This window comes from Burkholderia sp. BCC1644, assembly GCF_902833225.1.
GTDB lineage: Bacteria > Pseudomonadota > Gammaproteobacteria > Burkholderiales > Burkholderiaceae > Burkholderia.
In genome coordinates this window covers 29541-52362 of the sequence record NZ_CADFEI010000020.1, presented here as the reverse complement: position 1 = coordinate 52362, position 22822 = coordinate 29541, and the positions used below count along the sequence as shown (strand labels likewise).

The window sequence follows — 22822 nt, the reverse complement described above, 5'->3', positions numbered from 1 at the left end:
GCTGCTGCGTGTGCGCGCCGCGTCGTCGGCTGCGTCGGCGCGACGCGCTGCGGATGCGTTCGGCACGCGGGCGAACCGGGACGTACAATTCTCTTCTCTCCCTTCGACGCGTTAGCGGCGCGAACTGTCATGGAGCAGATGGATTGTGTCGTGATCGGCGCGGGTGTCGTCGGTCTGGCGATTGCGCGGGAACTGGCCGCGCGCGGGCGTGAAACGATCGTGCTCGAGGCGGCCGACGCGATCGGCACGGGCACGAGTTCGCGCAACAGCGAAGTGATTCACGCGGGGCTCTACTACCCGCGCGGGTCGCTGAAGGCGATGTCGTGCGTGCATGGCCGCGACATGCTGTACGAATTCTGCGAAACGCATCACGTGCCGCACCGGCGCGCGGGCAAGCTGCTGGTCGCGACGAGCGCCGCGCAGGTGAAGCAGTTGAAGGCGATCGCCGCGCGCGCGGTCGAAAACGGCGTGCTCGACCTGCTGCCGCTCACGCGTGCGGAGGCGCAGACGCTCGAGCCCGCGCTCGAATGCGTGGAGGCGCTGTTCTCGCCGTCGACCGGCATCGTCGACAGCCACCAGCTGATGCTCGCGCTGCTCGGCGACGCGGAACGCAACGGCGCGATGTGCGCGCTGAAATCCCCGGTCGAATCGATCGACGTGCTGCGCGGCGGGCGCTTCGTCGTGCGCACGGGCGGCGACGCGCCGACCGAGATCGAGGCCGCGTGCGTGATCAACAGCGCGGGCCTCGGCGCGCAGGCGCTCGCGCGCCGCACGCGCGGCCTCGACCCGCGCTGGGTGCCGCCGCTCTATCTCGCGCGCGGCAATTACTTCAGCCTGTCGGGCCGCGCGCCGTTCTCGCACCTGATCTACCCGATGCCCGATCGCGCAGGGCTCGGCGTGCACCTGACGCTCGATCTCGGCGGGCAGGCGCGCTTCGGCCCGGACGTCGAATGGTGCGATTCGCTGCGCTACGAAGTCGATCCGGCGCGTGCGACCGCGTTCTACGCGTCGATCCGCGCGTTCTGGCCCGGCCTGCCCGACGACGCGCTGCAGCCGGCGTATGCGGGCATCCGGCCGAAGCTCGCGGGGCCCGGCGAGCCGCCGGCCGACTTCATCGTGCAGGGCGCCGCGCAGCACGGCGTGCGCGGGCTCGTGAACCTGTTCGGCATCGAGTCGCCGGGGCTCACCGCGTCGCTCGCGCTCGCGCAGCGCGTGGGCGAGATGACCGCCTACCGCTGACGCGACGCACGGGCCGCCGTGTGAAATCCCTTATCTCTGGAATTTCGGCGCGCACATTTATTCGCTTGGGCGTTATTCTGTCGAACGGCTGTCGCCAGAACAGCTTTCAAACCGATAACGTTGGAGCGAGTCCCCCATGAAAACATCCCGTCGGAGTTTCCTGATTACGAGCATTGGTGCCGTGTCCGCGCTGGCGCTGTCGCGCGAAGCGCTGGCCGATGCGCCGATGCTGTCGGAAACGGATCCGACCGCCGTGGCGCTTGGCTACAAGGCCGATGCCACGAAGGTCGACAAGACGAAGTACCCGAAATACGCAGCGGGCCAGGATTGTGCGGCCTGCATGCTGTACCAGGGCAAGAAGGGCTCGGCATCGGGTCCGTGCGGCGCCTTCCCCGGCAAGCAGGTGTCGGCGAAGGGCTGGTGCAGCGCCTTCTCGAAGATGGGTTGAGTCCCGTGCGGCATCGTGCGATGCCGCATTGTGGCGAAAACCGCAAAACGCCCGCCGTCGAAAGATGGCGGGCGTTTTTTATGCTTGAAAACGGTTCCGTCGCTTTCTACACTCGCTGCAAACCTGTGCGCCGCGACCCACCCGCGCGCCGCGCCGCCTGACACGGCGAATTCACGAGGACGAGGCACGCATGGCGACGATTGCGAATTCAACGAAAACGATCCGGCCCGAGCGTGCGCTGAACCGCCGCGCGGTGGCCGCCGCCGTGATCGGCAACGCGCTCGAGTGGTACGACTTCACGGTGTTCGGCTTCATGACGGTCGTGATCGCCGAGCTGTTCTTCCCGACCTCCAGCGAATACTCGTCGCTGCTCCTCACCACCGCGACGTTCGGCGTCGCGTTCTTCATGCGCCCGATCGGCGGCATCGTGTTCGGGCTGTACGCGGATCGCGCGGGCCGCAAGGCCGCGCTGTCGCTCGTGATCCTGCTGATGACGGCCGGCATCTTCCTGCTCGCGATCGCGCCGCCCTATGCGGCGATCGGCATCGGCGGCCCGATCCTGATCGTGCTCGGCCGGCTGCTGCAGGGCTTCTCCGCGGGCGGCGAATTCGGCAGTGCGACGGCGCTGCTGATCGAAGCCGCACCGTTCTCGAAACGCGGCTTCTACGGCAGCTGGCAGATGGCGAGCCAGGCGGCCGCGCTGCTGATCGGCGCGCTCGTCGGCGCGGCCGTCACGCGCGGGCTGTCGCACGACGCGCTGCGCAGCTGGGGCTGGCGCGTGCCGTTCATCCTCGGGCTCGTGATCGGCCCGATCGGCTTCTACATCCGCCGCCATCTCGCCGATTCCGAAGCGTTCCTGCATGCGCAGCAGAGCGCGCGCCGCGCGACGCTCGGCGAAGTGTTCACGCGCCACCCGCGCGAGGTGCTGTGCGGGCTCGGCTCGGTGATCGCGCTGACGGTGACGATCTACGTGCTGATCAGCTATCTGCCGACTTTCGCGGTGAAGCAGCTGAAGCTGCCGTACGCGGAATCGTTCTACGCGGTGATCGTCGGCAACCTGCTGCTGATGGTGCTGTCGCCGGTCGCGGGCGCATGGTCCGATCGCATCGGCCGCAAGGGGCTGTCGCTGTGGTCGCTCGTGCTGACGCTCGCGCTGATGTATCCGCTGTTCGCGTGGCTCGACGCGGCGCCGAGCATCGGGCGGCTGATCGCGGTGCAGGCCGTGCTGTCGGTGACGCTCGCGGGTTACTACGGGCCGTTCGGCGCGATGATCGCCGAGCTGTTCCCGGCCAACGTGCGCTCGACCGGGCTGTCGATCGCGTACAACGTCGCGGTGATGCTGTTCGGCGGCTTCGGGCAGTTCATCGTCACGTGGCTGATCAAGGTCACGGGCACGCCGCTCGCACCGACCTACTACGTGATGGCCGGGATCGCGCTGTCGATCGTCGCGGTCGCGTTCGTGCCGGCGCGCAGTGCCGACCTCGATGCGCCGGCGTGATCGCATGACGATTTGAAGACGGTCATCGGATCGTTTCATAAAACGCAATGATGTGCTGCAGAGCACAGGGAGCGGCGCATCGAGCCGTCGTGTTCGCGCCCGAATTGTTTAGTCGTCGAACGAAACTTGCGCGAGATGAACGGAATTGTCGCTCGCGCGCGTTTTCGCATTTTTTACCCACACTAAACATCGGCACAAACCCGTGCGGGGCATATAGAAGAGTTTTTTCTCCGGCTTGTTGCCACATCGTTAGCTCAAGTAATATCCGCGTACACCGGCCCCTGGCGGGCCGGTTCCGATCTGGAGACCTGGAGGAAACATGGAATACAACCGTCTGTTGCACACCCTGCGTGTTACCGCCATTGCAGGCGTGGCAGCGGCATCGCTCGGCGTCGCGGGCTCTGCATTCGCACAGATCCCGAACAAAACGCTCGTCTACTGCTCAGAAGGCAGCCCGGCGGGTTTCGATTCCGCGCAATTTACGACCGGCGTCGATTTCACCGCCGCCACGTTCACCGTCTACAACCGCCTCGTCGAATTCGAGCGCGGCGGCACGAAGGTCGAGCCGGGCCTCGCCGAGAAGTGGGACGTATCGTCCGACGGCAAGGTGTACACGTTCCACCTGCGCCACGGCGTGAAGTTCCACACGACCGACTTCTTCAAGCCGACGCGTGAATTCAACGCGGACGACGTGCTGTTCACGTTCCAGCGCATGCTCGACCCGAACCAGGCGTTCCGCAAGGCGTACCCGGTGTCGTTCCCGTACTTCACCGACATGGGCCTCGACAAGCTGATCACGAAGGTCGAGAAGGTCGATCCGTACACCGTGAAGTTCACGCTGGCCGAGCCGAATGCGCCGTTCATCCAGAACATGGCGATGGAATTCGCGTCGATCCTGTCGGCCGAATACGGCGACCAGCTGATGAAGGCAGGCAAGGCCGCCGACATCAACCAGAAGCCGGTCGGCACGGGCCCGTTCATCTTCCGCAGCTACACGAAGGACGCGACGATCCGTTTCGACGGCAATCCTGATTACTGGAAGAAGGGCGAAGTGAAGCTGTCGAAGCTGATCTTCTCGATCACGCCGGATCCGGGCGTGCGCGTGCAGAAGATCAAGCGCAACGAATGCCAGGTGATGAGCTATCCGCGTCCGGCCGACATCGCGACGCTGAAGGCCGACTCGGGCGTCGACATGCCGTCGCAGGCCGGCTTCAATCTCGGCTACCTCGCGTACAACGTCGAGCACAAGCCGGTCGACAAGCTCGAAGTGCGTCAGGCGCTCGACATGGCGATCAACAAGAAGGCGATCCTCGAGTCCGTCTACCAGGGCGCCGGCCAGGCTGCGACCGCGCCGATGCCGCCGACCCAATGGTCGTACGACAAGAACCTGAAGATGGCGCCGAACGACACCGCGAAGGCGAAGGCGCTGCTCGCGAAGGCCGGCTATGCGAACGGTTTCGAGATCACGCTGTGGGCGATGCCCGTGCAGCGCGCATACAACCCGAATGCCCGCCTGATGGCCGAGATGATCCAGGCCGACTGGGCGAAGATCGGCGTGAAGGCGAAGATCGTCACGTACGAGTGGGGCGAGTACATCAAGCGCGCGCACTCGGGTGAGCAGGACACGATGCTGATCGGCTGGACGGGCGACAACGGCGATCCGGACAACTGGCTCGGCACGCTGCTCGGCTGCGAAGCGATCAAGGGCAACAACTTCTCGCACTGGTGCTACAAGCCGTTCGACGAGCTGGTCCAGAAGGGCCGCACGACGACGGGCCAGGACGCACGGACGAAGCTCTACATGCAGGCCCAGCAGATCTTCGCGCAACAGCTGCCGTTCTCGCCGATCGCGAACTCGACGGTCTACCAGCCGGTGCGCAAGAACGTGGTCGACATGCGTATCGAACCGCTCGGCTATGCCCGCTTCGACGGTGTTAGCGTGAAGTAACACGCCTGTCGTAAGCTGTCGCGAAGACCGGCTAACTCATCCGGCGGCGGGAGGCCAAAAGCTTCCCGTCGCCGGTCGCACATTTCCCACAAGAAAATACGAGACGCATCATGTTCACATTCGTGTTGCGCCGCGTGGGCATGGTGATCCCGACTTTCATCGGCATCACCATCCTGGCGTTTGCGCTGATTCACCTGATACCGGGCGACCCCATCGAAGTGATGATGGGCGAGCGCGGCGTCGATCCCGCGATGCACGCAGAGGCGATGAAACGCCTTGGGCTCGACCAGCCGCTGCCCATGCAGTACCTCCACTACATCGGCCGGGCGCTGCATGGCGACCTCGGCACGTCGATCATCACCAACACGAGCGTCGCGGGCGAATTCTTCGCGCGCTTCCCGGCGACCGTCGAGCTGTCGCTGTGCGCGCTCGTGTTCGCGCTCGCGGTCGGGCTGCCGGCCGGCGTGATCGCCGCGCTGCGGCGCGGCTCGGTCGTCGACCACGGCGTGATGGGCACCGCGCTCACCGGCTATTCGATGCCGATCTTCTGGTGGGGGCTGATCCTCATCATGGTGTTTTCGTCGTACCTCGGCTGGACGCCCGTGTCGGGGCGCATCGCCGTCGAATACGACTTCCCGCACCCGACGGGCTTCATGCTGATCGACGCGCTGCTCGCGCCGGACGAAGGCTCGTTCAAGTCGGCGGTCAGCCACCTGATCCTGCCCGCGATCGTGCTCGGCACGATCCCGCTCGCGGTGATCGCGCGGATGACGCGCTCGTCGATGCTCGAAGTGCTGCGCGAGGACTACATCCGCACCGCACGCGCGAAGGGGCTGTCGCCCGTGCGCGTGGTCGTCGTGCATGCGCTGCGCAACGCGCTGATCCCGGTCGTCACCGTGATCGGCCTGCAGATCGGCACGCTGCTCGCGGGCGCCGTGCTGACCGAGACGCTCTTTTCGTGGCCCGGTGTCGGCAAGTGGCTGATCGATGCGATCGGCCGCCGCGACTATCCGGTCGTCCAGGGCGGCATCCTGTTGATCGCGACGCTCGTGATCGTCGTGAACCTGGTCGTCGACCTGCTGTACGGCGTGCTGAATCCGCGCATCCGCCACACGAGGTAATCCCATGAGCAATCTGCAAAACACCCTGCCGACCGAATCCGCGCCGGCCGGCGGCCGTGCGCTCGCGCTGCGCGAGTTCTGGGCCAACTTCTCGCGCAACCGCGGCGCCGTCGGCGCCGGCATCGTCGTGCTCGTGCTGATCCTCGTCGCGCTGCTCGCGCCGCTGATCGCGCCGCACAGCCCGGTCGAGCAATACCGCGACTTCGTGAAGATCCCGCCCGCGTGGCTCGACGGCGGCAACTGGAAATTCATCCTCGGCACCGACGAAGCGGGCCGCGACATTCTTTCGCGGCTGATGTTCGGCGCGCGGATGTCGTTCTGGATCGGCTTCGTGTCGGTCGTGCTCGCGCTGATCCCCGGCATCGTGCTCGGGCTCGTCGCCGCGTTCTTCCAGAAGTGGGCCGACACGCCCGTGATGCGCATCATGGACGTGCTGCTCGCGCTGCCGTCGCTGCTGCTCGCGGTCGCGGTCGTCGCGATCATCGGCCCGGGCCTCACCAACACGATGTTCGCGATCGCGATCGTCGCGCTGCCGGCCTATGTGCGCCTCACGCGCGCATCGGCGCTCGGCGAGCTGCAGAAGGAATACGTGACGGCGTCGCGCGTGGCCGGTGCCGGCACGCTGCGCCTGATGTTCTCGCAGGTGCTGCCGAACTGTACCGCGCCGCTGATCGTGCAGGCGACGCTCGGCTTCTCGTCGGCCATCCTCGACGCGGCCGCGCTCGGCTTCCTCGGCCTCGGCGTGCAACCGCCGACCGCCGAGTGGGGCGCGATGCTGGCGTCCGCGCGCGACTACATCGACAACGCGTGGTGGATCGTGACGATGCCCGGCCTGTCGATCCTGATTTCGGTGCTCGCGATCAACCTGCTCGGCGACGGGCTGCGCGACGCGCTCGATCCCAAACTGAAACGGATGGCCTGACATGAGCAACAACCTTCTGACCATCCGCAATCTCGCGGTGAACTTCAACGGCCTGCCCGCTGTCGACCGGATCAACATGTCGATCGCGCCGGGCGAGGTGGTGGGCGTCGTCGGCGAATCGGGCTCGGGCAAGAGCGTGACGATGATGGCGCTGATGGGCCTGATCGACGCACCGGGCAAGGTGACGGCCGACGAGGTCACGTTCAACGGCGTCGACCTGCTGAAGGCGTCGCCGAAGGCGCGCCGCAAGATCGTCGGCAAGGACATCGCGATGGTGTTCCAGGACGCGCTGACGAGCCTGAACCCGAGCTACACGGTCGGCTACCAGATCAAGGAGGTGCTGAAGCTGCACGAAGGCCTGCGCGGCGACGCGCTGAACCGGCGCGCGCTCGAACTGCTCGACCAGGTCGGCATTCCCGACGCGAAGAACCGCATCGCGTCGTTCCCGCACCAGATGTCGGGCGGGATGAACCAGCGCGTGATGATCGCGATGGCCGTCGCGTGCAACCCGAAGCTCCTGATCGCCGACGAGCCGACCACCGCGCTCGACGTGACGATCCAGGCGCAGATCATGGATCTGCTCGTGAAGCTGCAAAAGGAACGCGGGATGGCGCTCGTGCTGATCTCGCACGACCTGGCCGTGGTGTCGGAGGTCGCGCACCGCGTCGCGGTGATGTACGCGGGCGAGATCATCGAGACCAACAGCGTGCCCGACATCTTCCGTGCGCCGCATCATCCGTACACGGAAGCGTTGCTCGCGGCGATTCCCGAGCACAATAAGGGTGCGCGTCGCCTTGCCGCATTGCCCGGCATGGTGCCCGGCCGCGATGATCGCCCGTCCGGGTGCCTGTTCGCGCCGCGCTGCAAGTATGTCGTCGACGATTGCCGCAAGGCGCGGCCGGCGCTCGACACGCTGGTGTCCGGCAACGATGCGATGCGCGCGCGCTGCATCAAGCCGCTCAATGTTTCCAACCTCGACCTGACGGGAGGCGCACGATGAATGCAGTCCACGAAACGCGCCACGCGTCGCACGACGAGGACGTACTGGTGGCCGACGGCCTCGCGAAGCACTATTCGGTGAAGCGCGGGATGTTCGGGCAGGGCACCGTGAAGGCGCTGAACGGCGTGTCGTTCTCGCTGAAGCGCGGCAAGACGCTCGCCGTCGTCGGCGAGTCGGGCTGCGGGAAGTCGACGCTCGCGCGCCAGCTCACGATGATCGAGACGCCCACGTCGGGCAGCCTGACGATCGACGGCAAGAACGTGGCCGGCGCGAGCCGCGAGACGGTCGCCGACCTGCGCCGCCGCGTGCAGATGGTGTTCCAGAACCCGTTCGCGTCGCTGAACCCGCGCAAGACCGTCGAGCAGACGCTTTCCGAGCCGCTCGAGATCAACGCGAACCTGACGGCCGCCGAGCGCGCGCAGCGCATCGCGCAGATCATGCGCACGGTCGGGCTGCGGCCCGAGCATGCGAAGCGCTATCCGCACATGTTCTCGGGCGGCCAGCGCCAGCGTGTCGCGATCGCGCGCGCGATGATCCTCGATCCGCGCATCGTCGTCGCCGACGAGCCGGTATCCGCGCTCGACGTGTCGATCCAGGCGCAGATCCTGAACCTGTTCATGGATCTGCAGGAGCAGTTCAAGACGAGCTACGTGTTCATCTCGCACAACCTGTCGGTGGTCGAGCACGTCGCGGACGACGTGATGGTGATGTACTTCGGCAGCGTCGCCGAGCTCGGCGACAAGGCAACGATCTACGCGCGGCCACGCCACCCGTACACGCGGGCGCTGATGTCGGCGACGCCGGCGATCTTCGAGGAAGACCGCCGCGTGCAGATCAAGCTGCAGGGCGAACTGCCGTCGCCGCTCAATCCGCCGTCGGGCTGCGCGTTCCACCAGCGCTGCCCGTATGCGGTCGAGCGGTGCCGCGCGGAGGAGCCGAAGCTGCGCGAGGTCGATGGCCGGCAGGTGGCGTGCCATCGCGCCGAGGAGGTAGGGGAGGCGAATGCCTGATGTGTTGGCGGCGCGCGTGTCCTGCGTGCGCCGTGCGGGGGCAAGCGGCGCGCGCGTGATGCGCGCGTACCGCTACGCGCGGCGCTGGAGCGTGCGTACCGTCACGGGCGCGGCGCTGGCCGGCGCGTGCGTGGCGGCCAGCCTCGTGGTTCCCGTCGAAACCGCGCGCGCCGAAGGGCGCGCGCCGGCCACTTCACCGATCCATCCGTCGCAAGTCCCGCCGCCCGGCATGAGCCTGCCGGGCTTCCACGCACCGTCCGTATCGGACGGCACGGTGTCGCGCGGCACCGTGCGCGTGCAGCCCGCGCGCATGCCGTTCTACGTCGCGACCAAAGGCAACGTCACGCTCTACGTGCTCGGCACGCTGCATACGGGCGATCCGTCCGATTACCCGAGCGCGCAGCCGTTCCGGCCGCGCATCCTCGCGGCGCTCGCCGCGTCGCCGACGCTCGCGCTGGAGCTGTCGCCCGACGATCTGCTCGAATCGCAGGACGACGTGTCGAAGTACGGCGTGTGCCGCTACCCGTGCCTGCAGCGCCTGCTGCCCGAACCGCTGTGGCAGCGGCTCGCGGCGCGCCTGCGCGGCAACCCGGCCGCGCTCGCCGAGATCCGCAAGATGCGGCCGTGGCTCGCGGCGCTCGTCGTCGAGACCTACGATTCGCTGTCGGCCGGCCTGCAGACCGAATACGGCACCGAGGCGCAACTGCAGAACGTGTTCCTGAAGAAGAAGGGCGGCCGCGTGATCGGGCTCGAGACGCTCGCCGAACAGATGCGCGCGTTCACCGGGCTGACGCTGGCCGAACAGCGCGAGATGCTCGCGCAGGACATGGTGCAGACGCCCGCGCAGAACGCCGACGACATCAAGGCGCTGCACCGGCTGTGGCGAATTGGCGACGCCGATGCGATTTCCGCGTGGGCCGTCGCGAAGAGCGAGCGGCTCGCACGTTCGAAGGCGCTGTCGGCGTCGATCGACAACAAGATCGTGTACGAGCGCAACCGGCGCTTCGTTGCACGAATGACGGCAATCGCCGCGCCGAACCGGCCGCTGTTCGTCGCGATCGGCGCGCTGCATCTGGGCGGCCCGCGCGGCGTGCTCGAATTGTTGCGTCAACAAGGTTACAGCGTCGACGCGAACTGAGCGTCGTCATCGCGTCCGAACCGATCCTCCCCTGTTTGATCGACGTCGCTCGAGCCCGTCAAACGCCTGTATGGGCATGCGATTCGATAAGGAAAACCCTCGATTCGTCGGAAAATAGCGTTTCAAACGATTGACATCCCGTTCTGCCAATATCTATTCTTCGATCCACAAGTTGAAAAAATGAAAAGAATAGAAAAAGTTCTACGGGGTAGCAGAAAATAAAGCGCGGGGTTAGCGCGTTGCCGGCACGTGGTGCATACGTGCCGGCCGCGGAAAGTGTCTGCATGTACGGCGGGGCCAATCATCGTCGGACAACAAGAATGCATGCAGGCCGACTTGCACATAAGCAACGCTCCGTCGTCTGACCGGGGAATGCAGTGATCGGGCGGCGGCGGACGTTTTTTAATCCGGAAGAATTTTCCGGTCACCGTCGAAAGACGGTTTCGGGGGGTGAATCGGCAGACGGCGAAGCCGCAGCGATTGCGCCAACGGAAAAGCGCCACGAGGGCGCTTTTTTCTTTTGTGCGGCCGCTACACGCAACGTGCGTTGCGCGGGATGAATGCGCGTCACGCGCCCTCGTCGGCCTGCAGCGCGCCGGGCGCGACGACGTCGACGCCGGCGGCCTCCAGCGCCGCGCGAATCCGCTTCGCGAACGCCAGCGCATGCGGCCCGTCGCCGTGCAGGCAGACGGTCTGCGCGTTGAGCGGCACCCATTCGCCGCTCAGGGCGCGCACCTGCCGGTTGCGCACCATGTCGAGCGTGCGCGCGAGCACCGCGTCTTCATCGTCGATCAATGCGCCGGGCTGGCTGCGCGGCACGAGCGAGCCGTCGGCGCGGTAGCCGCGATCGGCGAACACTTCTTCCACGGCGGCGAGCCCCGCATGCCGCGCGGCCGCGACGAACACGCTGTTCGCGAGCCCGAACACCGCGAGCGACGGATCGAAGTCGTGGATGGCGGACACCACCGCATCGGCGATCATCGGGTCGCGCGCGGCCTGGTTGTACAGCGCGCCGTGCGGCTTCACGTGCGCGATGCGCCCGCCTTCGGCCTGCGCGATCGCCGACAGCGCGCCGAGCTGGTACAGGACGCCCGCGTAGATGTCGCCGGCCGGCAGCTGCATTTCCTTGCGGCCGAAATTCTCCGGATCGTGAAAGCTCGGGTGCGCGCCGATCGACACGCCTTTCTGCACGGCCCAGCGCACGCAGTCGCGCATCGCATTCGCGCCGCCTGCATGCCAGCCGCATGCGATGTTCGCCGACGTGACGAGGTCGAGCAGCGCCTCGTCCGATCCGCATCCTTCGCCGAGATCGGCATTCAGATCGATTTCCATGTTGTTCCTCGTCCACTGATGGCGTGGCGCGTCTTTCGTTACTGCTCCGCCATTGTCACGCTGCGCGCGATTGGGCGCGGCGGCGCGCTTCTTCTCGCATGTCGATCGCAACGTCGATCTGCCGCAGATAGGCACGTTCTGCGGAGAGGGCGGCGCGCGCGGCGTCGGGTGTCGTGCGCACGAAGCGGATCGGCAGGTTGAGCCGCGCCTGTGCGAGTTTCCACAGATCGGCGCGGATCACCGTGCCGATCTTCGGGTAGCCGCCGGTGGTCTGCGCGTCGTGCATCAGCACGATCGGCTGGCCGTTCGGCGGCACCTGGATCGTACCGGGCAGCACCGCGTGCGACAGCAGCTCGACCGGCCGCTCGCGCACGAGCTCGGCGCCGGCGAGGCGATAGCCCATCCGGTTGCTGTTCGCGGTGACGAGCCATTCCTCGTCCCAGAACGCCTGCTGCGAATCGGCCGCGAACGATGCGTAATCGGGGCCCGGCAGCACGCGCACGGGCATCGCCCACGGCGCATGCGCGGGGCGGTGACGGCGCGGCGGCTCGTCGACGCGCACGAAGGCGCACCACGCGGGCGCCTTCACGCCGAATTCGGGCGCATCGGCCGCGAGGCAGCCCGCGCCGGCCGGCGGCACGCCGACCGGGAGCCGGTCGCCGTCGCGCAGCGTGCGGCCGCCGAGGCCGCCGAAGCGCGACGCGAGATCGGTGCTGCGCGAGCCGAGCATCGGCAGCACGTCGATGCCGCCCGCGATGCACAGATAGCCGCGCATCCCGCGTTTCGCGGCCGGCAGCACGAGCGTCTGCCCGGCCTCGACCGGCAGGCTCCACCACGAATACACGCGCTGGCCGTCGAGCGTCGCGCCGAACTCGGTGCCGGTGATCGCGATGCGCGTCGCGCGCGTGAAGCGGAACGTGGCAGGACCGATCGTGACTTCGACGGCCGCCGCGTCGGGGCGGTTGCCGACGAGCCGGTTGCCGACCTCGAGCGCGAGGCCGTCGAGCGCGCCGCCCTGCGCGACGCCGAGGTGGCGTGCGCCGCGGCGCCCGAGATCCTGCACGGTCGACAGCGGGCCGGCGCGCAACACCTCGATGGTGCCCGGTGCGTTGCTCTGGGTCATGACGCGTCGACTCCCGCAATGGTGAATCGCACGCGATCGCCGGGCAGCAGCAGCGTCGGCTGCGGCCGCGCCGGATCGAACAGCACCTGCGACGTGCGGCCGATCAGCTGCCAGCCGCCGGGCGACGTGGCCGGGTAGATGCCCGTCTGCGCGCCGCCGATGCCGACCGAGCCGGCCGGCACCTCGAGGCGCGGCGCCGCGCGGCGCGGCGTGTGCAGCGATGCGTCGAGGCCGCCGAGATACGCGAAGCCCGGCTGGAAGCCGACGAAGAACACGACATAGTCGCCCGCCGCGTGGCGGGTGACGACTTCGTCGGCCGGCAGGCCCGTGTGCGCGGCGACGGCCGCCAGGTCGGGGCCGGCGGCACCGCCGTACTCGACCGGAATCTCGATTTCGCGGCCGTCCGCGTGCTCGACGTCGGCCGTCTCCCACGCGTCGCGCAGCGCGGGCGTGAGCGATTCGGCCGTCGCGGCGAGCGCGTCGAACACGATGGTCAGGTTGTTCATGCCCGGCACGACGTCGATCACGTCGGGCCACGCGCGCGCGGCCTCGGCAACGGCCCAGACGCGGCGCTGGCAGTCGAGCGTGGCGGGCGGCGGCACCTCACAGACGAGGGCGGCATCGCCGAGCGGATAAATGCGGGGTTGCGTCATCGGACTGGCACGGTTCGGACGGCAATGTTAGCGCACATTGTCAATAAAATATCGACAACTTCCCAATAAGCGTTTTCGCCTAGCCCGTATGTCCGGGCTTCTGGCGTACACTCGGCACTCCCTGTCATCCGGCTTGCTCCGCCTTTCCATGAAGCGTCCTGCGACCAAGATCGTGTCATCCGAACACCTCGTTTCCGATTCGAGCGCGGAGCTGTCGGAGCTCGAATACGGGCTCATCATGGCAGGCAATGCGTTCAACCGGTGGATGGTGCGCTGCATGTCGGCGGCCGGCGCGAAGGACATGACGGCGGTCGAGGTGTCGCTGCTGCATCACGTCAGCCATCGCGAACGCAAGAAGAAGCTCGCCGACATCTGCTTCGTGCTCAATATCGAGGATACGCACGTCGCGACCTATGCGCTGAAAAAACTGATCGCCCGCGGCTATGTGAAGAGCGAGAAGAGCGGCAAGGAAGCGTTCTTCTTCGCGACCGACGCCGGCCGCGACCTGTGCCTGAAATATCGCGAGGTGCGCGAGCATTGCCTGATCGAGACGCTGAAGGACAGCGGGCTCACCAACGAGCAGATCGGCGACGCGGCGCAGCTGCTGCGCCACGCATCGGGCCTCTACGACACGGCCGCACGCGCGGCGGCGTCGCTGTAAACGATTGCGGAGACCGGGGCGCGCGGGCCTGCGCTGACGGGCGCGAGACGACCGCGGCGCCGCGCGCCGCGTCATCCGGCGGCCGGGTAGAGCGCGCCGTCGGTCACGATCCAGCGCAGCGCGAGATCATGCGCCTCGGCCGGCAGCGCATCGACGCGGCACGCTTCATACGCGATGCCGACCGTTACGGGCGGGGCGTCGCCCGGCCATGCGGCGAGCGTGCGGTCGTAATAGCCGCCGCCGTAGCCGAGCCGGTAGCGCTGCGGATCGAATCCGACACAGGGAATCAGCAACAGGTCGGGCACGACGACGATTCCCGAAGCCGGTTCCGGAATCCGGTGATGACCTTCGCGCATCGGCGTGTGCGCATCCCACGCATGGAACGCGAGCGGCGTGTGCCGCTCGCCGATCACGGGCAGCGCGGCGCGCCGGCCGGCACCTGCCGCGCACCACGCGAGCACCGCATCGCGCGCATCGAATTCGCCGGGCAGCGGCCAGTAGAACCCGACCGTGCGCGGCGCCAGACGGTCGAGCAGCGTGCGCAGCCGCGCGTCGAGCGCGGCGTTCGCGGCGGGTTGCGACGCGGCGTCGCGACGCGCACCGGACAGCGTTTTGCGCAGCGCAACCTTCGGGTTCGGCACAGGGTTGCGTGCTATGCTTTCGCTCACTTCGCGCTCCATTCAAAACGATGTCGAACAGCCTTTTCCGAGTATATCGCGCGGTCGCGCTGACGCTTTCGGCCACCGCGCTCGTCGCGGGCACCGCCGCGTGCGCCGCACCGAACGACGATGCGGTCTCCGGGGACGACCAGACCTTCGTGCAGCTTCGTGAAGCCGCACGCCGCAACGACGCCGCGAAAGCCGCGCAGCTCGCGTCGATGATCCCGAACTATCCGGTCCCGTCCTACGTCGAGTATTTCCAGATCAAGCCGCAGCTGTTCGATTCGACGGGCCGTGCGCGCGTCGACGCGCCGGACGCACCGGTGCAGTCGTTCCTGCAGCGCTACGACGGCCAGGCGATCGCCGACCGCCTGCGCAACGACTACCTGCTCGTGCTCGGCGCGCGCCACGACTGGCGCAACTTCGACGATCAATACAAGCGCTTCGTGCTCGACGACGACACGCAGGTCAAGTGCTATGCGCTCGAATCGCGCGCGGCGCGCGGCGAGAACGTCGCCGATGCGGCGCGTGCGCTGCTCGTCGAGCCGAAGAACTACGGCGACGCATGCGTCGACCTGATCACCGCGTTGACCGTCAACCAGCAGTTCACGAGCGACGACGTGTGGCAGCAGGCACGTCTCGCGTACGAGCAGAACTACACGACGCTCGGCGGCAAGATCGTCGACGCGCTCGGCCCGCGCCCGGTCGGCTTCGACCAGGCGACGAGCGCGCCGCCGCTGTACCTCGCGCGCGGCGTCGGCGCCGACGCGACGTCGCACCAGCTCGCGCTGATCGCGCTCGGCCGCATGGCGCGCAACGATCCGGACGCGGCCGCCGGCATGCTGACGACGGTCGCGCCTTCGCTGACCAAGCAGGAACAGGCGATCGCGTGGGGCGCGATCGGCTACCAGGGCGCGATCAAGCGCTCGCCGCTCGCGTCGGTCTGGTACGCGAAATCCACGAATGCGCCGCTGTCGAACCCGGGCTACGAATGGCGCACGCGCGCCGCGCTGCTTGCCGGCAACTGGCCGATGGTGCGCTGGTCGATCGAGCAGATGCCGCCGTCGCTGCGCGACGATCCGGCGTGGATCTACTGGCATGCGCGCGCGCTCAAGCAGAGCGGCGACACGCTGCAGGCGAACCAGGAATTCGAGCAGGTCGCGGGCCAGTTCAACTTCTACGGGCAGCTCGCCGGTGAAGAGCTCGGCCAGCGCACGTCGATCCCGCCGCGCACGAAGGTGAGCGACGCCGAGGTCGACGCGATGGGCAAGATTCCGGGCTTCGCGCTCGCGCAGCGCTTCTACGGGCTGAACCTGCGTCTCGAAGGCAACCGCGAATGGAACTGGCCGCTGCGCGGGATGACCGATCGACAGCTGCTCGCGGCCGCCGAATACGGCAAGCGCGTCGAGTTGCTCGACCGCACGGTCAACACGGCCGACCGCACGAAGGCCGAGCACGACTTCACGCTGCGCTACCCGTCGCCGTACCGCAACATCGTCGAGCGCTATGCGCAATCGACCGGCCTCGACGTCGAATGGGCGTACGGGCTGATCCGCCAGGAATCGCGCTTCATCATCAGCGCGCGTTCGTCGGTGGGCGCGGGTGGCCTGATGCAGCTGATGCCGGCCACCGCCCAGATGGTCGCGAAGAAGCTCGGCATGGGCACGATCACGCGTGCGCAGATGCACGACATCGATACCAACATCCAGCTCGGCACCTGGTATCTGGCGGACATCTACAACAACTTCGACAGCTCGCCGGTGCTCGCCACCGCCGGCTACAACGCGGGCCCGGGCCGGCCGCGCCAGTGGCGCCAGGTGTTGACGCAGCCGGTCGAAGGCGCGATCTTCGCAGAAACGATTCCGTTCAACGAGACGCGCGACTACGTGAAGAACGTGCTGTCGAACACCGTCTACTACGCGGCGCTCTTCGAGGGCAAACCGCAGTCGTTGAAGAAACGTCTAGGCATGATCTCGCCCTGATACGCAATCTTCACACTGCCGCGCGAGACGCGGCAGTGTTCTTTTGAGGTCCCGAACATGGATCGCCAGACCGTCGCGCTGCTGGGCGGCACCGGCTTCATCGGCAGCCGGCTCGTCAATGCGCTGATCGATGCCGGCAAGCAGGTGCGGATCGGCACGCGCCGGCGCGACCACGCGCGCCACCTGCAGATGCTGCCGGTCGAGATCGTCGAGCTCGAAGCACTCGACACGCGTACGCTCGCGCGCTTCGTCGCCGGCGCGCATGCGGCGATCAACCTGGTCGGCGTGCTGCACGGCGGCCGCGGCACGCCGTACGGGCCCGGCTTCGAGCGCGCGCACGTCGCGCTGCCGGCCGCGCTCGCGAGCGCCTGTACCGAGGTCGGCGTGCGGCGCCTGCTGCACATGAGCGCGCTCGGCGCCGATTCGCGCGGCGCAAGCATGTACCAGCGCTCGAAGGGCGACGGCGAGGCCGCGCTGCATGCGATCGCGGCGACCGATTCGCTCGCGCTGACGATCTTCCGCCCGTCGGTCGTGTTCGGCCCCGGCGACGCGTTCCTCAACACTTTCGCGAACCTGCAGCGCACGGTGCCCGTGCTGCCGCTCGCGATGCCCGATGCGCGTTTCCAGCCGGTGTTCGTCGGCGATGTCGTCCGCGCGTTCGTCAACACGCTCGATCTCGCGGCCGCGCACGGCAAGACCTACGAACTCGGCGGCCCGACCGTCTATACGCTCGAGCAGCTGGTGCGTTATTGCGGCACGCTGGTCGGCCGGCAGGCGCGCATCGTGCGGCTGCCCGACGCGCTCGCGCGGCTGCAGGCGAGCGTGTTCGAATGCCTGCCCGGCGAGCCGGTGCTCACGCGCGACAATCTCGCGACGATGTCGGTGCCGAACGTGCTGTCGGGGCCGCTCGCGCCGGAGCTCGGGATCTCGCCCGCGAGCCTCGAAAGCATCGCGCCCGCGTATCTCGGCGAAGCCACGAAGCGTTCGCGGTTCGACTGGTTCCGCTCTCGCCGCTAGCGCCCGCGCGGGTTGCCGTCGTCCGGCCCCATTCCTTTCCCTTTTCGCGTTGTCCGGAACCCTGTCATGAAACTCGTCATTGGTGACAAGAATTACTCGTCGTGGTCGATGCGGCCCTGGCTGCTGCTCGCGCATTTCGGCATCCCGTTCGACGAGATCGCGGTCGAGCTGCGCCGCGACGACACGGCCGCGCGCATCCGCGAATACTCGCCGACCGGCAAGGTGCCGTGCCTGATCGACGACCACGGCGTCGCGATCTGGGATTCGCTCGCGATCGCCGAGACGCTCGCCGAGCGTTATCCGCAGTTCCCGATGTGGCCGGCCGATCCGCTCGAGCGTGCGCATGCGCGCTGCGTGTCGGCCGAGATGCACTCGGGCTTCGCTGCGCTGCGCACGCAGATGGGCATGAACGTGCGCGCGTCGATGCCGGGGCGCGGCGCGACGCCGGACGCGCTCGCCGACGTCGCACGCATCGATGCGCTGTGGAGCGCATGTCTCGAGGCGTCGGGCGGGCCGTTCCTGTTCGGCGAATTCGGGATTGCCGATGCGATGTACGCGCCCGTCGTGATGCGCTTCAACACGTATGAGCCGGGCCTGTCGCCGGACGCGGCCGGCTATGCGGCGCGCGTGACGGCGCTGCCGGCCGTGCAGCGCTGGATCGACGCCGCGCGCCGCGAAACGAACGTGATCGCCGAATACGAGCCGACGCCATGAACATTTACGCGGTAGGCGGAGCGATCCGCGACGAATTGCTCGGCGTGCCCGTGCAGGACCGCGACTACGTGGTGGTCGGCGCGACGCCCGAGCAGATGGCCGCGCAGGGCTTCCGGCCGGTCGGCAAGGATTTCCCGGTGTTCCTGCATCCGCAGACGCAGGAGGAGTACGCGCTGGCGCGCACCGAGCGCAAGACGGCGGCCGGCTATCACGGCTTCCAGTTCCATTACGCGCCGGACGTGACGCTCGACGAGGATCTCGCGCGGCGCGACCTGACGGTCAACGCGATGGCGCGCGAGGTGAGCCCGGAGGGCGCGCTGGTCGGGCCCGTGATCGATCCGTTCGACGGCCAGGCCGACCTGCGCGCGCGCGTGTTCCGGCACGTGAGCGACGCGTTCGTCGAGGATCCGGTGCGGATCCTGCGGATTGCGCGCTTCGCCGCGCGGTTTGCCGATTTCACGGTGGCGGACGAAACGCTCGCGCTGATGCGGCGGATGGTCGACGCGGGCGAGGTCGATGCGCTGGTGCCCGAGCGCGTATGGCAGGAACTCGCGCGCGGGCTGATGGAGGCGAAGCCGTCGCGGATGTTCGCGGTGCTGCGCGAGTGCGGCGCGCTCGCGCGCATCCTGCCCGAGGTCGATGCGCTGTGGGGTGTGCCGCAGCGTGCCGACTATCACCCGGAAGTCGATACCGGCGTGCACGTGATGATGGTCGTCGACTATGCGGCGAAGCAGCGCTATTCGCTGCCGGTGCGCTTCGCGGCGCTCACGCACGATCTCGGCAAGGCGACGACGCCCGCGGACGTGCTGCCGCGCCACGTCGGCCACGAAGGCCGCAGCGTCGATCTGCTCAAGCCGTTGTGCGAGCGGCTGCGCGTGCCTAACGAATGCCGCGATCTTGCGCTCGTGGTCGCGCGCGAGCACGGCAACCTGCATCGCGTGATGGAGATGGGCGCGGCCGCGCTGGTGCGGCTGTTCGAGCGCAGCGACGCGCTGCGCAAGCCGGCGCGTTTCGCCGAGATGCTGCAGGCGTGCGAATCGGATGCGCGCGGGCGGCTGGGGCTCGATGCGCAACCGTATCCGCAGGCCGAGCGGCTGCGCGTCGCGCTCGCGGCCGCGCGTAGCGTCGATGCCGGCGCGATCGCGCGCGGCATCGGCAACGACGCGGAGAAGATCAAGGATGCCGTGCATCGCGCGCGGATCTTGGCCGTCGCGCAAGCGCTCGAGATCGACGAGTAAGGGCGACGAATACGGCGGCGAATACGGCGACGAACAGGGCGGCGCGCGCCCGCAGCCGTTACGCCTTCTTCTTGCGCGCCGGGGTAGCGGCCGCCGGGCGTTTGCCGGTGGACGCGCGCGGTTTCGCCGAAGCCTTCTTTTCCGCGGCGCCTGCCTTGGCCGGCCGGGCTGCCTCGGCGTCGCGGTCGCTGCGTTTCGCGGCCGGCGCGGCGCGGCGGCTCATACGCGGCTCGCCGGGCGCCGGCGGCCTGATTTCCATCGTCGCCGACACCAGTTCGGCGCACCTGTCGTCGAACAGCGGCAGCGTGCCGACCGCGATCAGCTCGGCCGGCCCGTCGCCGACGTTCGCGACGCGATGCCGCTTGCGTGCGTCGAAGTGCAGCGAATCGCCGGGCCCCAGCGGGTAGACCTTCTTGCCGACCGTGTAGCAGATGCGGCCGGCCAGCACGTACACGAACTCGTCGCCGCCGTGCGACACCCATTCCGAACGGTAGCCTTCCATCATCCGCACCTTGAGCGCGTTGACCTGGCTGCCTTCGAAGGTGGTGGAGAGCCGCTCGTACCACTGCGACGTGGCGTCGAGCGCGTACGGCTTGCGGCTGCCTTCGTGCGAATCGGGCTGCACCTGGCGCGGCTGGTCGATCAGCGCGCCGAGCGGGACGTCGAGCGCCTTGGCGACGTTGACGAGCGAAGACAGCGAGATGCCGGTGAGATGCCGCTCGACCTGCGACAGGAACCCGACCGACAGCTTCGCCTCGGTCGCGACTTCCAGCAGCGTCTTCTTCGCTTCCCGGCGCAGGCGGCGAATGCGCAGGCCGATACGCATGATGTCTGAATCCATGAATCTCTTTCGTGGCAACGAGTCGGGAGGCGAGCGGAGAGGCGGTGCAGTCGCCGGGACTTGCTTTCCGCGCATCGCACGAAGCACGGCCGTCGGGACGGCGATGCCGGCGCATTGTACCGCGCAGTGCCGCCGGGCGAATTCGCGTTGTGCCGGAATCCGCGGCCGTCGCGCCGATTTTAGTCCTACGAAAATTTTAGCTTGACCTCAATTTCAGCGTGCTCTAGATTCTGTCGCGCATCAAACAAAGTTAAGTGAGACAAAAATTCCCCGAAGGCCTGCCGCCGGAACGGCACCGCGGGCCGGCTGCGCGCCGGGCCGTGCGTGATCCGCGCCACGGCGGCGTGTCGTTTGCGGCATGCGCCATGCCGCGTCACGCCGCCGGCCGCCGACAACAATGAATAACGGGCACACGATGATCGATCGACTGAAATACAGCTTCTCCGGCCTTCCCCCGTACGACGCGTCCGTCGCCGACACGCAGGCCGGCCTGTCGCGCCTGCTCGACGCCGCGCGCCTCGACGCGGTGATCGTCACGTCGCAGGACGAATACGTGACCGAGTACCTGCCGCGCAGCAACAACCCGCGCTACGCGCTGTCGGGTTTCGACGGATCGGCCGGCTGCGGGATCTTCCTGAGCGCGGCGACCGCACAGGCGCTCGGCGTGCCGCCGTTCGTCCTGTTCGTCGATGGCCGTTATCACCTGCAGGCCGAGCAGCAGTGCGATCCGGCGCGCGTGCATATCGAGAAGCTCGGGATGAACGTGACGATCTGGCAGGCGATGGCCGACTGGCTGGTCGCGCATGCGAGCCGGCTCGCGCGGGTCGGCTACGACGCGCTGCGGATCAGCGTCGCGCAGCGCGACCGGCTGCTCGCGCAGACGCAGGCCGCGTCGCTCGACTGGACGAGCCTCGCCGATCGCGAGATCGACCGTGCGATCGCGCTGCCGGGCTGGATCGTCGAGCGGCCGATCTTCGAGGTGCCGGAAGCGATGACCGGCCTGAGCGTCGCGCAGAACCTCGACACGCTGAACCGCCAGCTCGCCGCGCACACCGGCGCGGCCGACGGCAAGACCGCGTTCTTCTCGTGCGCGTCGGACGATCTCGCGTATCTGCTGAACAGCCGCGGTTATCACATCCCGAATGCGTCGTCGCACCTCGGCTTCCTGTTCGCGGTCGGCGGGCAGGTCGCGCTGTTCCTGCCGGAAGGCTGCGACGGCTGCGAGGTCGCGCTCGATTCGTATCCGGCGCTGAACGTGATCCGCCGCGATGTGGCGGCGCTCGAGCGTTTTCTTGCGCAGTTCGCGGTCGAGCATGTGTGCTACGGCTTCGAATCGGTGAACTGCGCGCTCGTCGATGCGGTGAGCCGCGTGTGGCCGCGCGCTCGGCATGCCGATTTCAACCCGGTCGAGGCGATGCGGGCGAGCAAGACGCCGGCGGTGCTCGACCGGTTCCGCGACGCGTTCGCGCGCAGCTCGGCGGCGATTGCCGAGACGATGCGCTGGGCGAAGACCGGCGAGCCGGGCGCCCGCCACACCGAATACGACCTCGCACGCACGATCAACGACGCGTACGGCGCGCGTTCGGCCGTCGCGCTGACGTTCCCGTCGATCGCGGCGAACGGCGCGAACAGCGCGTTCGCGCATTACACGGCGGCAAGCGCCGGCGTCGAGCTGACGGAAGGCGAGCTCGTGCTGCTCGACAGCGGCGCCTATTACGAAGCCGGCTTCGCGACGGACTGCACGCGCGTCGTGCTGCGCCGCACGCACCCGGACACGGTTGCGCAGCCGTGGCAGCGCGAGATCTACACGGTCGCGCTGAAGGCCTGCATCAAGGGGCTCGTCACGCGCTTCCCGAGCACGGCGACGGGCGCCGACGTCGACGCGCTCGTGCGGCAGGTGTGCCGCGACCACGGCCACGATTTCGGCCACGGCACCGGGCACGGCGTCGGGATTCACGTGCACGAAGGCGGCGTGCGGTTCGCGCCGGGCGCGAAGTACGGGCTGGTGCCGAATGCGGTGATTTCGGTCGAGCCGGGCATCTACCTGGCGGGCAAGGGCGGCGTGCGGATCGAGAACATCGTGATCATCCGGCCCGACGAAACGCAGCCGGGCACGGTGAGGTTCGAGAACATCGTGACGGTCGGCTACGACTGGGACCTGATCGATCTCGACCTGCTCGACGACGACGAGCGCGCATACCTGCGCGACTACGAGCGGCTGTGCGTGGAACGCGGCACGCAGGTCACTGCGTGTCCGCTGCTGTAAGCGCCGCCGCCC

General features: G+C 67.9%; 20 protein-coding genes. 15 read left to right on the top strand and 5 right to left on the bottom strand.

The window, feature by feature from the left end; translation table 11 throughout:
* Positions 1-129 precede the first annotated feature (129 nt).
* The 9 genes from HWX87_RS30820 to HWX87_RS30780 all read left to right on the top strand — a co-directional run bounded on the left by HWX87_RS30820 (position 130) and on the right by HWX87_RS30780 (position 10324).
* A complete protein-coding gene (locus HWX87_RS30820; RefSeq protein ID WP_176050759.1) occupies positions 130-1239 on the top strand; it encodes an NAD(P)/FAD-dependent oxidoreductase in 1110 nt (369 codons plus the stop codon).
* A gap of 136 nt (positions 1240-1375) precedes the next feature.
* On the top strand, positions 1376-1687 hold the full coding sequence (locus HWX87_RS30815) for a high-potential iron-sulfur protein (RefSeq protein WP_021163765.1): 312 nt from the start codon (positions 1376-1378) through the stop codon (positions 1685-1687).
* A 190-nt stretch (positions 1688-1877) separates the two neighbouring features.
* Positions 1878-3185, top strand: coding sequence for an MFS transporter (locus HWX87_RS30810; protein WP_176050758.1), 1308 nt, complete (start codon positions 1878-1880; stop codon positions 3183-3185).
* 319 nt (positions 3186-3504) lie between these two features.
* Complete coding sequence (locus tag HWX87_RS30805; RefSeq protein WP_176050757.1) at positions 3505-5133, top strand: ABC transporter substrate-binding protein; 1629 nt, start codon at positions 3505-3507, stop codon at positions 5131-5133.
* 110 nt (positions 5134-5243) lie between these two features.
* Positions 5244-6254, top strand: a complete 1011-nt coding sequence (locus tag HWX87_RS30800; protein ID WP_176050756.1) for an ABC transporter permease subunit — start codon at positions 5244-5246, stop codon at positions 6252-6254.
* Between the two features lie 4 nt (positions 6255-6258).
* A complete protein-coding gene (locus tag HWX87_RS30795; protein WP_176050755.1) occupies positions 6259-7176 on the top strand; it encodes an ABC transporter permease subunit in 918 nt (305 codons plus the stop codon).
* Position 7177: 1 nt separating this feature from the next.
* The gene (locus tag HWX87_RS30790; RefSeq protein ID WP_176050754.1) at positions 7178-8176 is read left to right on the top strand and encodes an ABC transporter ATP-binding protein; all 999 of its coding nucleotides are present in this window, start codon (positions 7178-7180) and stop codon (positions 8174-8176) included.
* Entirely contained in the window at positions 8173-9186 is a 1014-nt protein-coding gene (locus HWX87_RS30785) for a peptide ABC transporter ATP-binding protein (RefSeq protein ID WP_176050753.1), read from the top strand. Before HWX87_RS30790 ends, HWX87_RS30785 begins: the two co-directional genes overlap by 4 nt.
* Positions 9179-10324 (top strand): TraB/GumN family protein, encoded by a 1146-nt coding sequence (locus HWX87_RS30780; protein WP_176050752.1) that lies wholly within the window; start codon positions 9179-9181, stop codon positions 10322-10324. Before HWX87_RS30785 ends, HWX87_RS30780 begins: the two co-directional genes overlap by 8 nt.
* 567 nt (positions 10325-10891) lie before the next feature.
* Here HWX87_RS30780 and pxpA read toward each other — a convergent pair.
* Genes pxpA through pxpB form a run of 3 tightly spaced genes read right to left on the bottom strand, consistent with a single transcriptional unit; the run spans position 10892 to position 13432 of the window.
* Positions 10892-11656 (bottom strand): 5-oxoprolinase subunit PxpA, encoded by a 765-nt coding sequence (gene pxpA, locus HWX87_RS30775; protein WP_034190296.1) that lies wholly within the window; start codon positions 11654-11656, stop codon positions 10892-10894.
* 55 nt (positions 11657-11711) lie between these two features.
* Positions 11712-12779 (bottom strand): biotin-dependent carboxyltransferase family protein, encoded by a 1068-nt coding sequence (locus HWX87_RS30770; RefSeq protein ID WP_176050751.1) that lies wholly within the window; start codon positions 12777-12779, stop codon positions 11712-11714.
* Positions 12776-13432: a 5-oxoprolinase subunit PxpB gene (gene pxpB, locus HWX87_RS30765; RefSeq protein ID WP_176050750.1), complete on the bottom strand. Its 657-nt coding sequence runs from the start codon at positions 13430-13432 to the stop codon at positions 12776-12778. The genes HWX87_RS30770 and pxpB overlap by 4 nt, the downstream gene beginning before the upstream one ends.
* A gap of 148 nt (positions 13433-13580) precedes the next feature.
* Here pxpB and HWX87_RS30760 point away from each other — a divergent pair, with 148 nt between their 5' ends.
* The gene (locus tag HWX87_RS30760; RefSeq protein WP_176050749.1) at positions 13581-14093 is read left to right on the top strand and encodes a winged helix DNA-binding protein; all 513 of its coding nucleotides are present in this window, start codon (positions 13581-13583) and stop codon (positions 14091-14093) included.
* Between the two features lie 71 nt (positions 14094-14164).
* On the opposite strand, the gene HWX87_RS30755 is transcribed toward HWX87_RS30760, so the two are convergent.
* Positions 14165-14773: a 5-formyltetrahydrofolate cyclo-ligase gene (locus tag HWX87_RS30755; protein WP_176050748.1), complete on the bottom strand. Its 609-nt coding sequence runs from the start codon at positions 14771-14773 to the stop codon at positions 14165-14167.
* A gap of 8 nt (positions 14774-14781) precedes the next feature.
* Here HWX87_RS30755 and HWX87_RS30750 point away from each other — a divergent pair, with 8 nt between their 5' ends.
* The 4 genes from HWX87_RS30750 (at position 14782) to HWX87_RS30735 (ending at position 19703) form a co-directional block, all read left to right on the top strand.
* Positions 14782-16734 (top strand): lytic transglycosylase domain-containing protein, encoded by a 1953-nt coding sequence (locus HWX87_RS30750; protein WP_176050747.1) that lies wholly within the window; start codon positions 14782-14784, stop codon positions 16732-16734.
* 57 nt (positions 16735-16791) lie between these two features.
* Entirely contained in the window at positions 16792-17751 is a 960-nt protein-coding gene (locus HWX87_RS30745; RefSeq protein ID WP_176050746.1) for a complex I NDUFA9 subunit family protein, read from the top strand.
* 66 nt (positions 17752-17817) lie between these two features.
* Complete coding sequence (locus tag HWX87_RS30740) at positions 17818-18465, top strand: glutathione S-transferase family protein (protein ID WP_176050745.1); 648 nt, start codon at positions 17818-17820, stop codon at positions 18463-18465.
* On the top strand, positions 18462-19703 hold the full coding sequence (locus HWX87_RS30735; RefSeq protein WP_176050744.1) for a multifunctional CCA addition/repair protein: 1242 nt from the start codon (positions 18462-18464) through the stop codon (positions 19701-19703). The genes HWX87_RS30740 and HWX87_RS30735 overlap by 4 nt, the downstream gene beginning before the upstream one ends.
* A gap of 58 nt (positions 19704-19761) precedes the next feature.
* Here HWX87_RS30735 and HWX87_RS30730 read toward each other — a convergent pair whose 3' ends face one another.
* Positions 19762-20544 carry an XRE family transcriptional regulator gene (locus tag HWX87_RS30730; RefSeq protein WP_176050743.1) on the bottom strand — a complete coding sequence of 261 codons (783 nt, stop codon included), beginning with the start codon at positions 20542-20544 and terminating at the stop codon, positions 19762-19764.
* A gap of 415 nt (positions 20545-20959) precedes the next feature.
* Between HWX87_RS30730 and HWX87_RS30725 the strand changes: the two genes are divergently transcribed.
* Positions 20960-22810 carry a M24 family metallopeptidase gene (locus tag HWX87_RS30725; protein ID WP_176050742.1) on the top strand — a complete coding sequence of 617 codons (1851 nt, stop codon included), beginning with the start codon at positions 20960-20962 and terminating at the stop codon, positions 22808-22810.
* Positions 22811-22822: the final 12 nt, after the last annotated feature.

What these genes read in the sequence shown, in the direction of transcription:
- HWX87_RS30810 (WP_176050758.1), top strand. Translation starts at nt 1,878, where the DNA reads ATGGCGACGATTGCGAATTCAACGAAAACGATCCGGCCCGAGCGTGCG.
- HWX87_RS30755 (WP_176050748.1), bottom strand. Translation starts at nt 14,773, where the DNA reads ATGGAGCGCGAAGTGAGCGAAAGCATAGCACGCAACCCTGTGCCGAAC.
- HWX87_RS30735 (WP_176050744.1), top strand. Translation starts at nt 18,462, where the DNA reads ATGAACATTTACGCGGTAGGCGGAGCGATCCGCGACGAATTGCTCGGC.
- HWX87_RS30790 (WP_176050754.1), top strand. Translation starts at nt 7,178, where the DNA reads ATGAGCAACAACCTTCTGACCATCCGCAATCTCGCGGTGAACTTCAAC.
- HWX87_RS30785 (WP_176050753.1), top strand. Translation starts at nt 8,173, where the DNA reads ATGAATGCAGTCCACGAAACGCGCCACGCGTCGCACGACGAGGACGTA.
- HWX87_RS30780 (WP_176050752.1), top strand. Translation starts at nt 9,179, where the DNA reads ATGCCTGATGTGTTGGCGGCGCGCGTGTCCTGCGTGCGCCGTGCGGGG.
- HWX87_RS30725 (WP_176050742.1), top strand. Translation starts at nt 20,960, where the DNA reads ATGATCGATCGACTGAAATACAGCTTCTCCGGCCTTCCCCCGTACGAC.
- HWX87_RS30795 (WP_176050755.1), top strand. Translation starts at nt 6,259, where the DNA reads ATGAGCAATCTGCAAAACACCCTGCCGACCGAATCCGCGCCGGCCGGC.
- HWX87_RS30745 (WP_176050746.1), top strand. Translation starts at nt 16,792, where the DNA reads ATGGATCGCCAGACCGTCGCGCTGCTGGGCGGCACCGGCTTCATCGGC.
- HWX87_RS30800 (WP_176050756.1), top strand. Translation starts at nt 5,244, where the DNA reads ATGTTCACATTCGTGTTGCGCCGCGTGGGCATGGTGATCCCGACTTTC.
- pxpA (WP_034190296.1), bottom strand. Translation starts at nt 11,656, where the DNA reads ATGGAAATCGATCTGAATGCCGATCTCGGCGAAGGATGCGGATCGGAC.
- HWX87_RS30805 (WP_176050757.1), top strand. Translation starts at nt 3,505, where the DNA reads ATGGAATACAACCGTCTGTTGCACACCCTGCGTGTTACCGCCATTGCA.
- HWX87_RS30760 (WP_176050749.1), top strand. Translation starts at nt 13,581, where the DNA reads ATGAAGCGTCCTGCGACCAAGATCGTGTCATCCGAACACCTCGTTTCC.
- HWX87_RS30740 (WP_176050745.1), top strand. Translation starts at nt 17,818, where the DNA reads ATGAAACTCGTCATTGGTGACAAGAATTACTCGTCGTGGTCGATGCGG.
- HWX87_RS30815 (WP_021163765.1), top strand. Translation starts at nt 1,376, where the DNA reads ATGAAAACATCCCGTCGGAGTTTCCTGATTACGAGCATTGGTGCCGTG.
- pxpB (WP_176050750.1), bottom strand. Translation starts at nt 13,432, where the DNA reads ATGACGCAACCCCGCATTTATCCGCTCGGCGATGCCGCCCTCGTCTGT.
- HWX87_RS30750 (WP_176050747.1), top strand. Translation starts at nt 14,782, where the DNA reads ATGTCGAACAGCCTTTTCCGAGTATATCGCGCGGTCGCGCTGACGCTT.
- HWX87_RS30820 (WP_176050759.1), top strand. Translation starts at nt 130, where the DNA reads ATGGAGCAGATGGATTGTGTCGTGATCGGCGCGGGTGTCGTCGGTCTG.
- HWX87_RS30730 (WP_176050743.1), bottom strand. Translation starts at nt 20,544, where the DNA reads ATGGATTCAGACATCATGCGTATCGGCCTGCGCATTCGCCGCCTGCGC.
- HWX87_RS30770 (WP_176050751.1), bottom strand. Translation starts at nt 12,779, where the DNA reads ATGACCCAGAGCAACGCACCGGGCACCATCGAGGTGTTGCGCGCCGGC.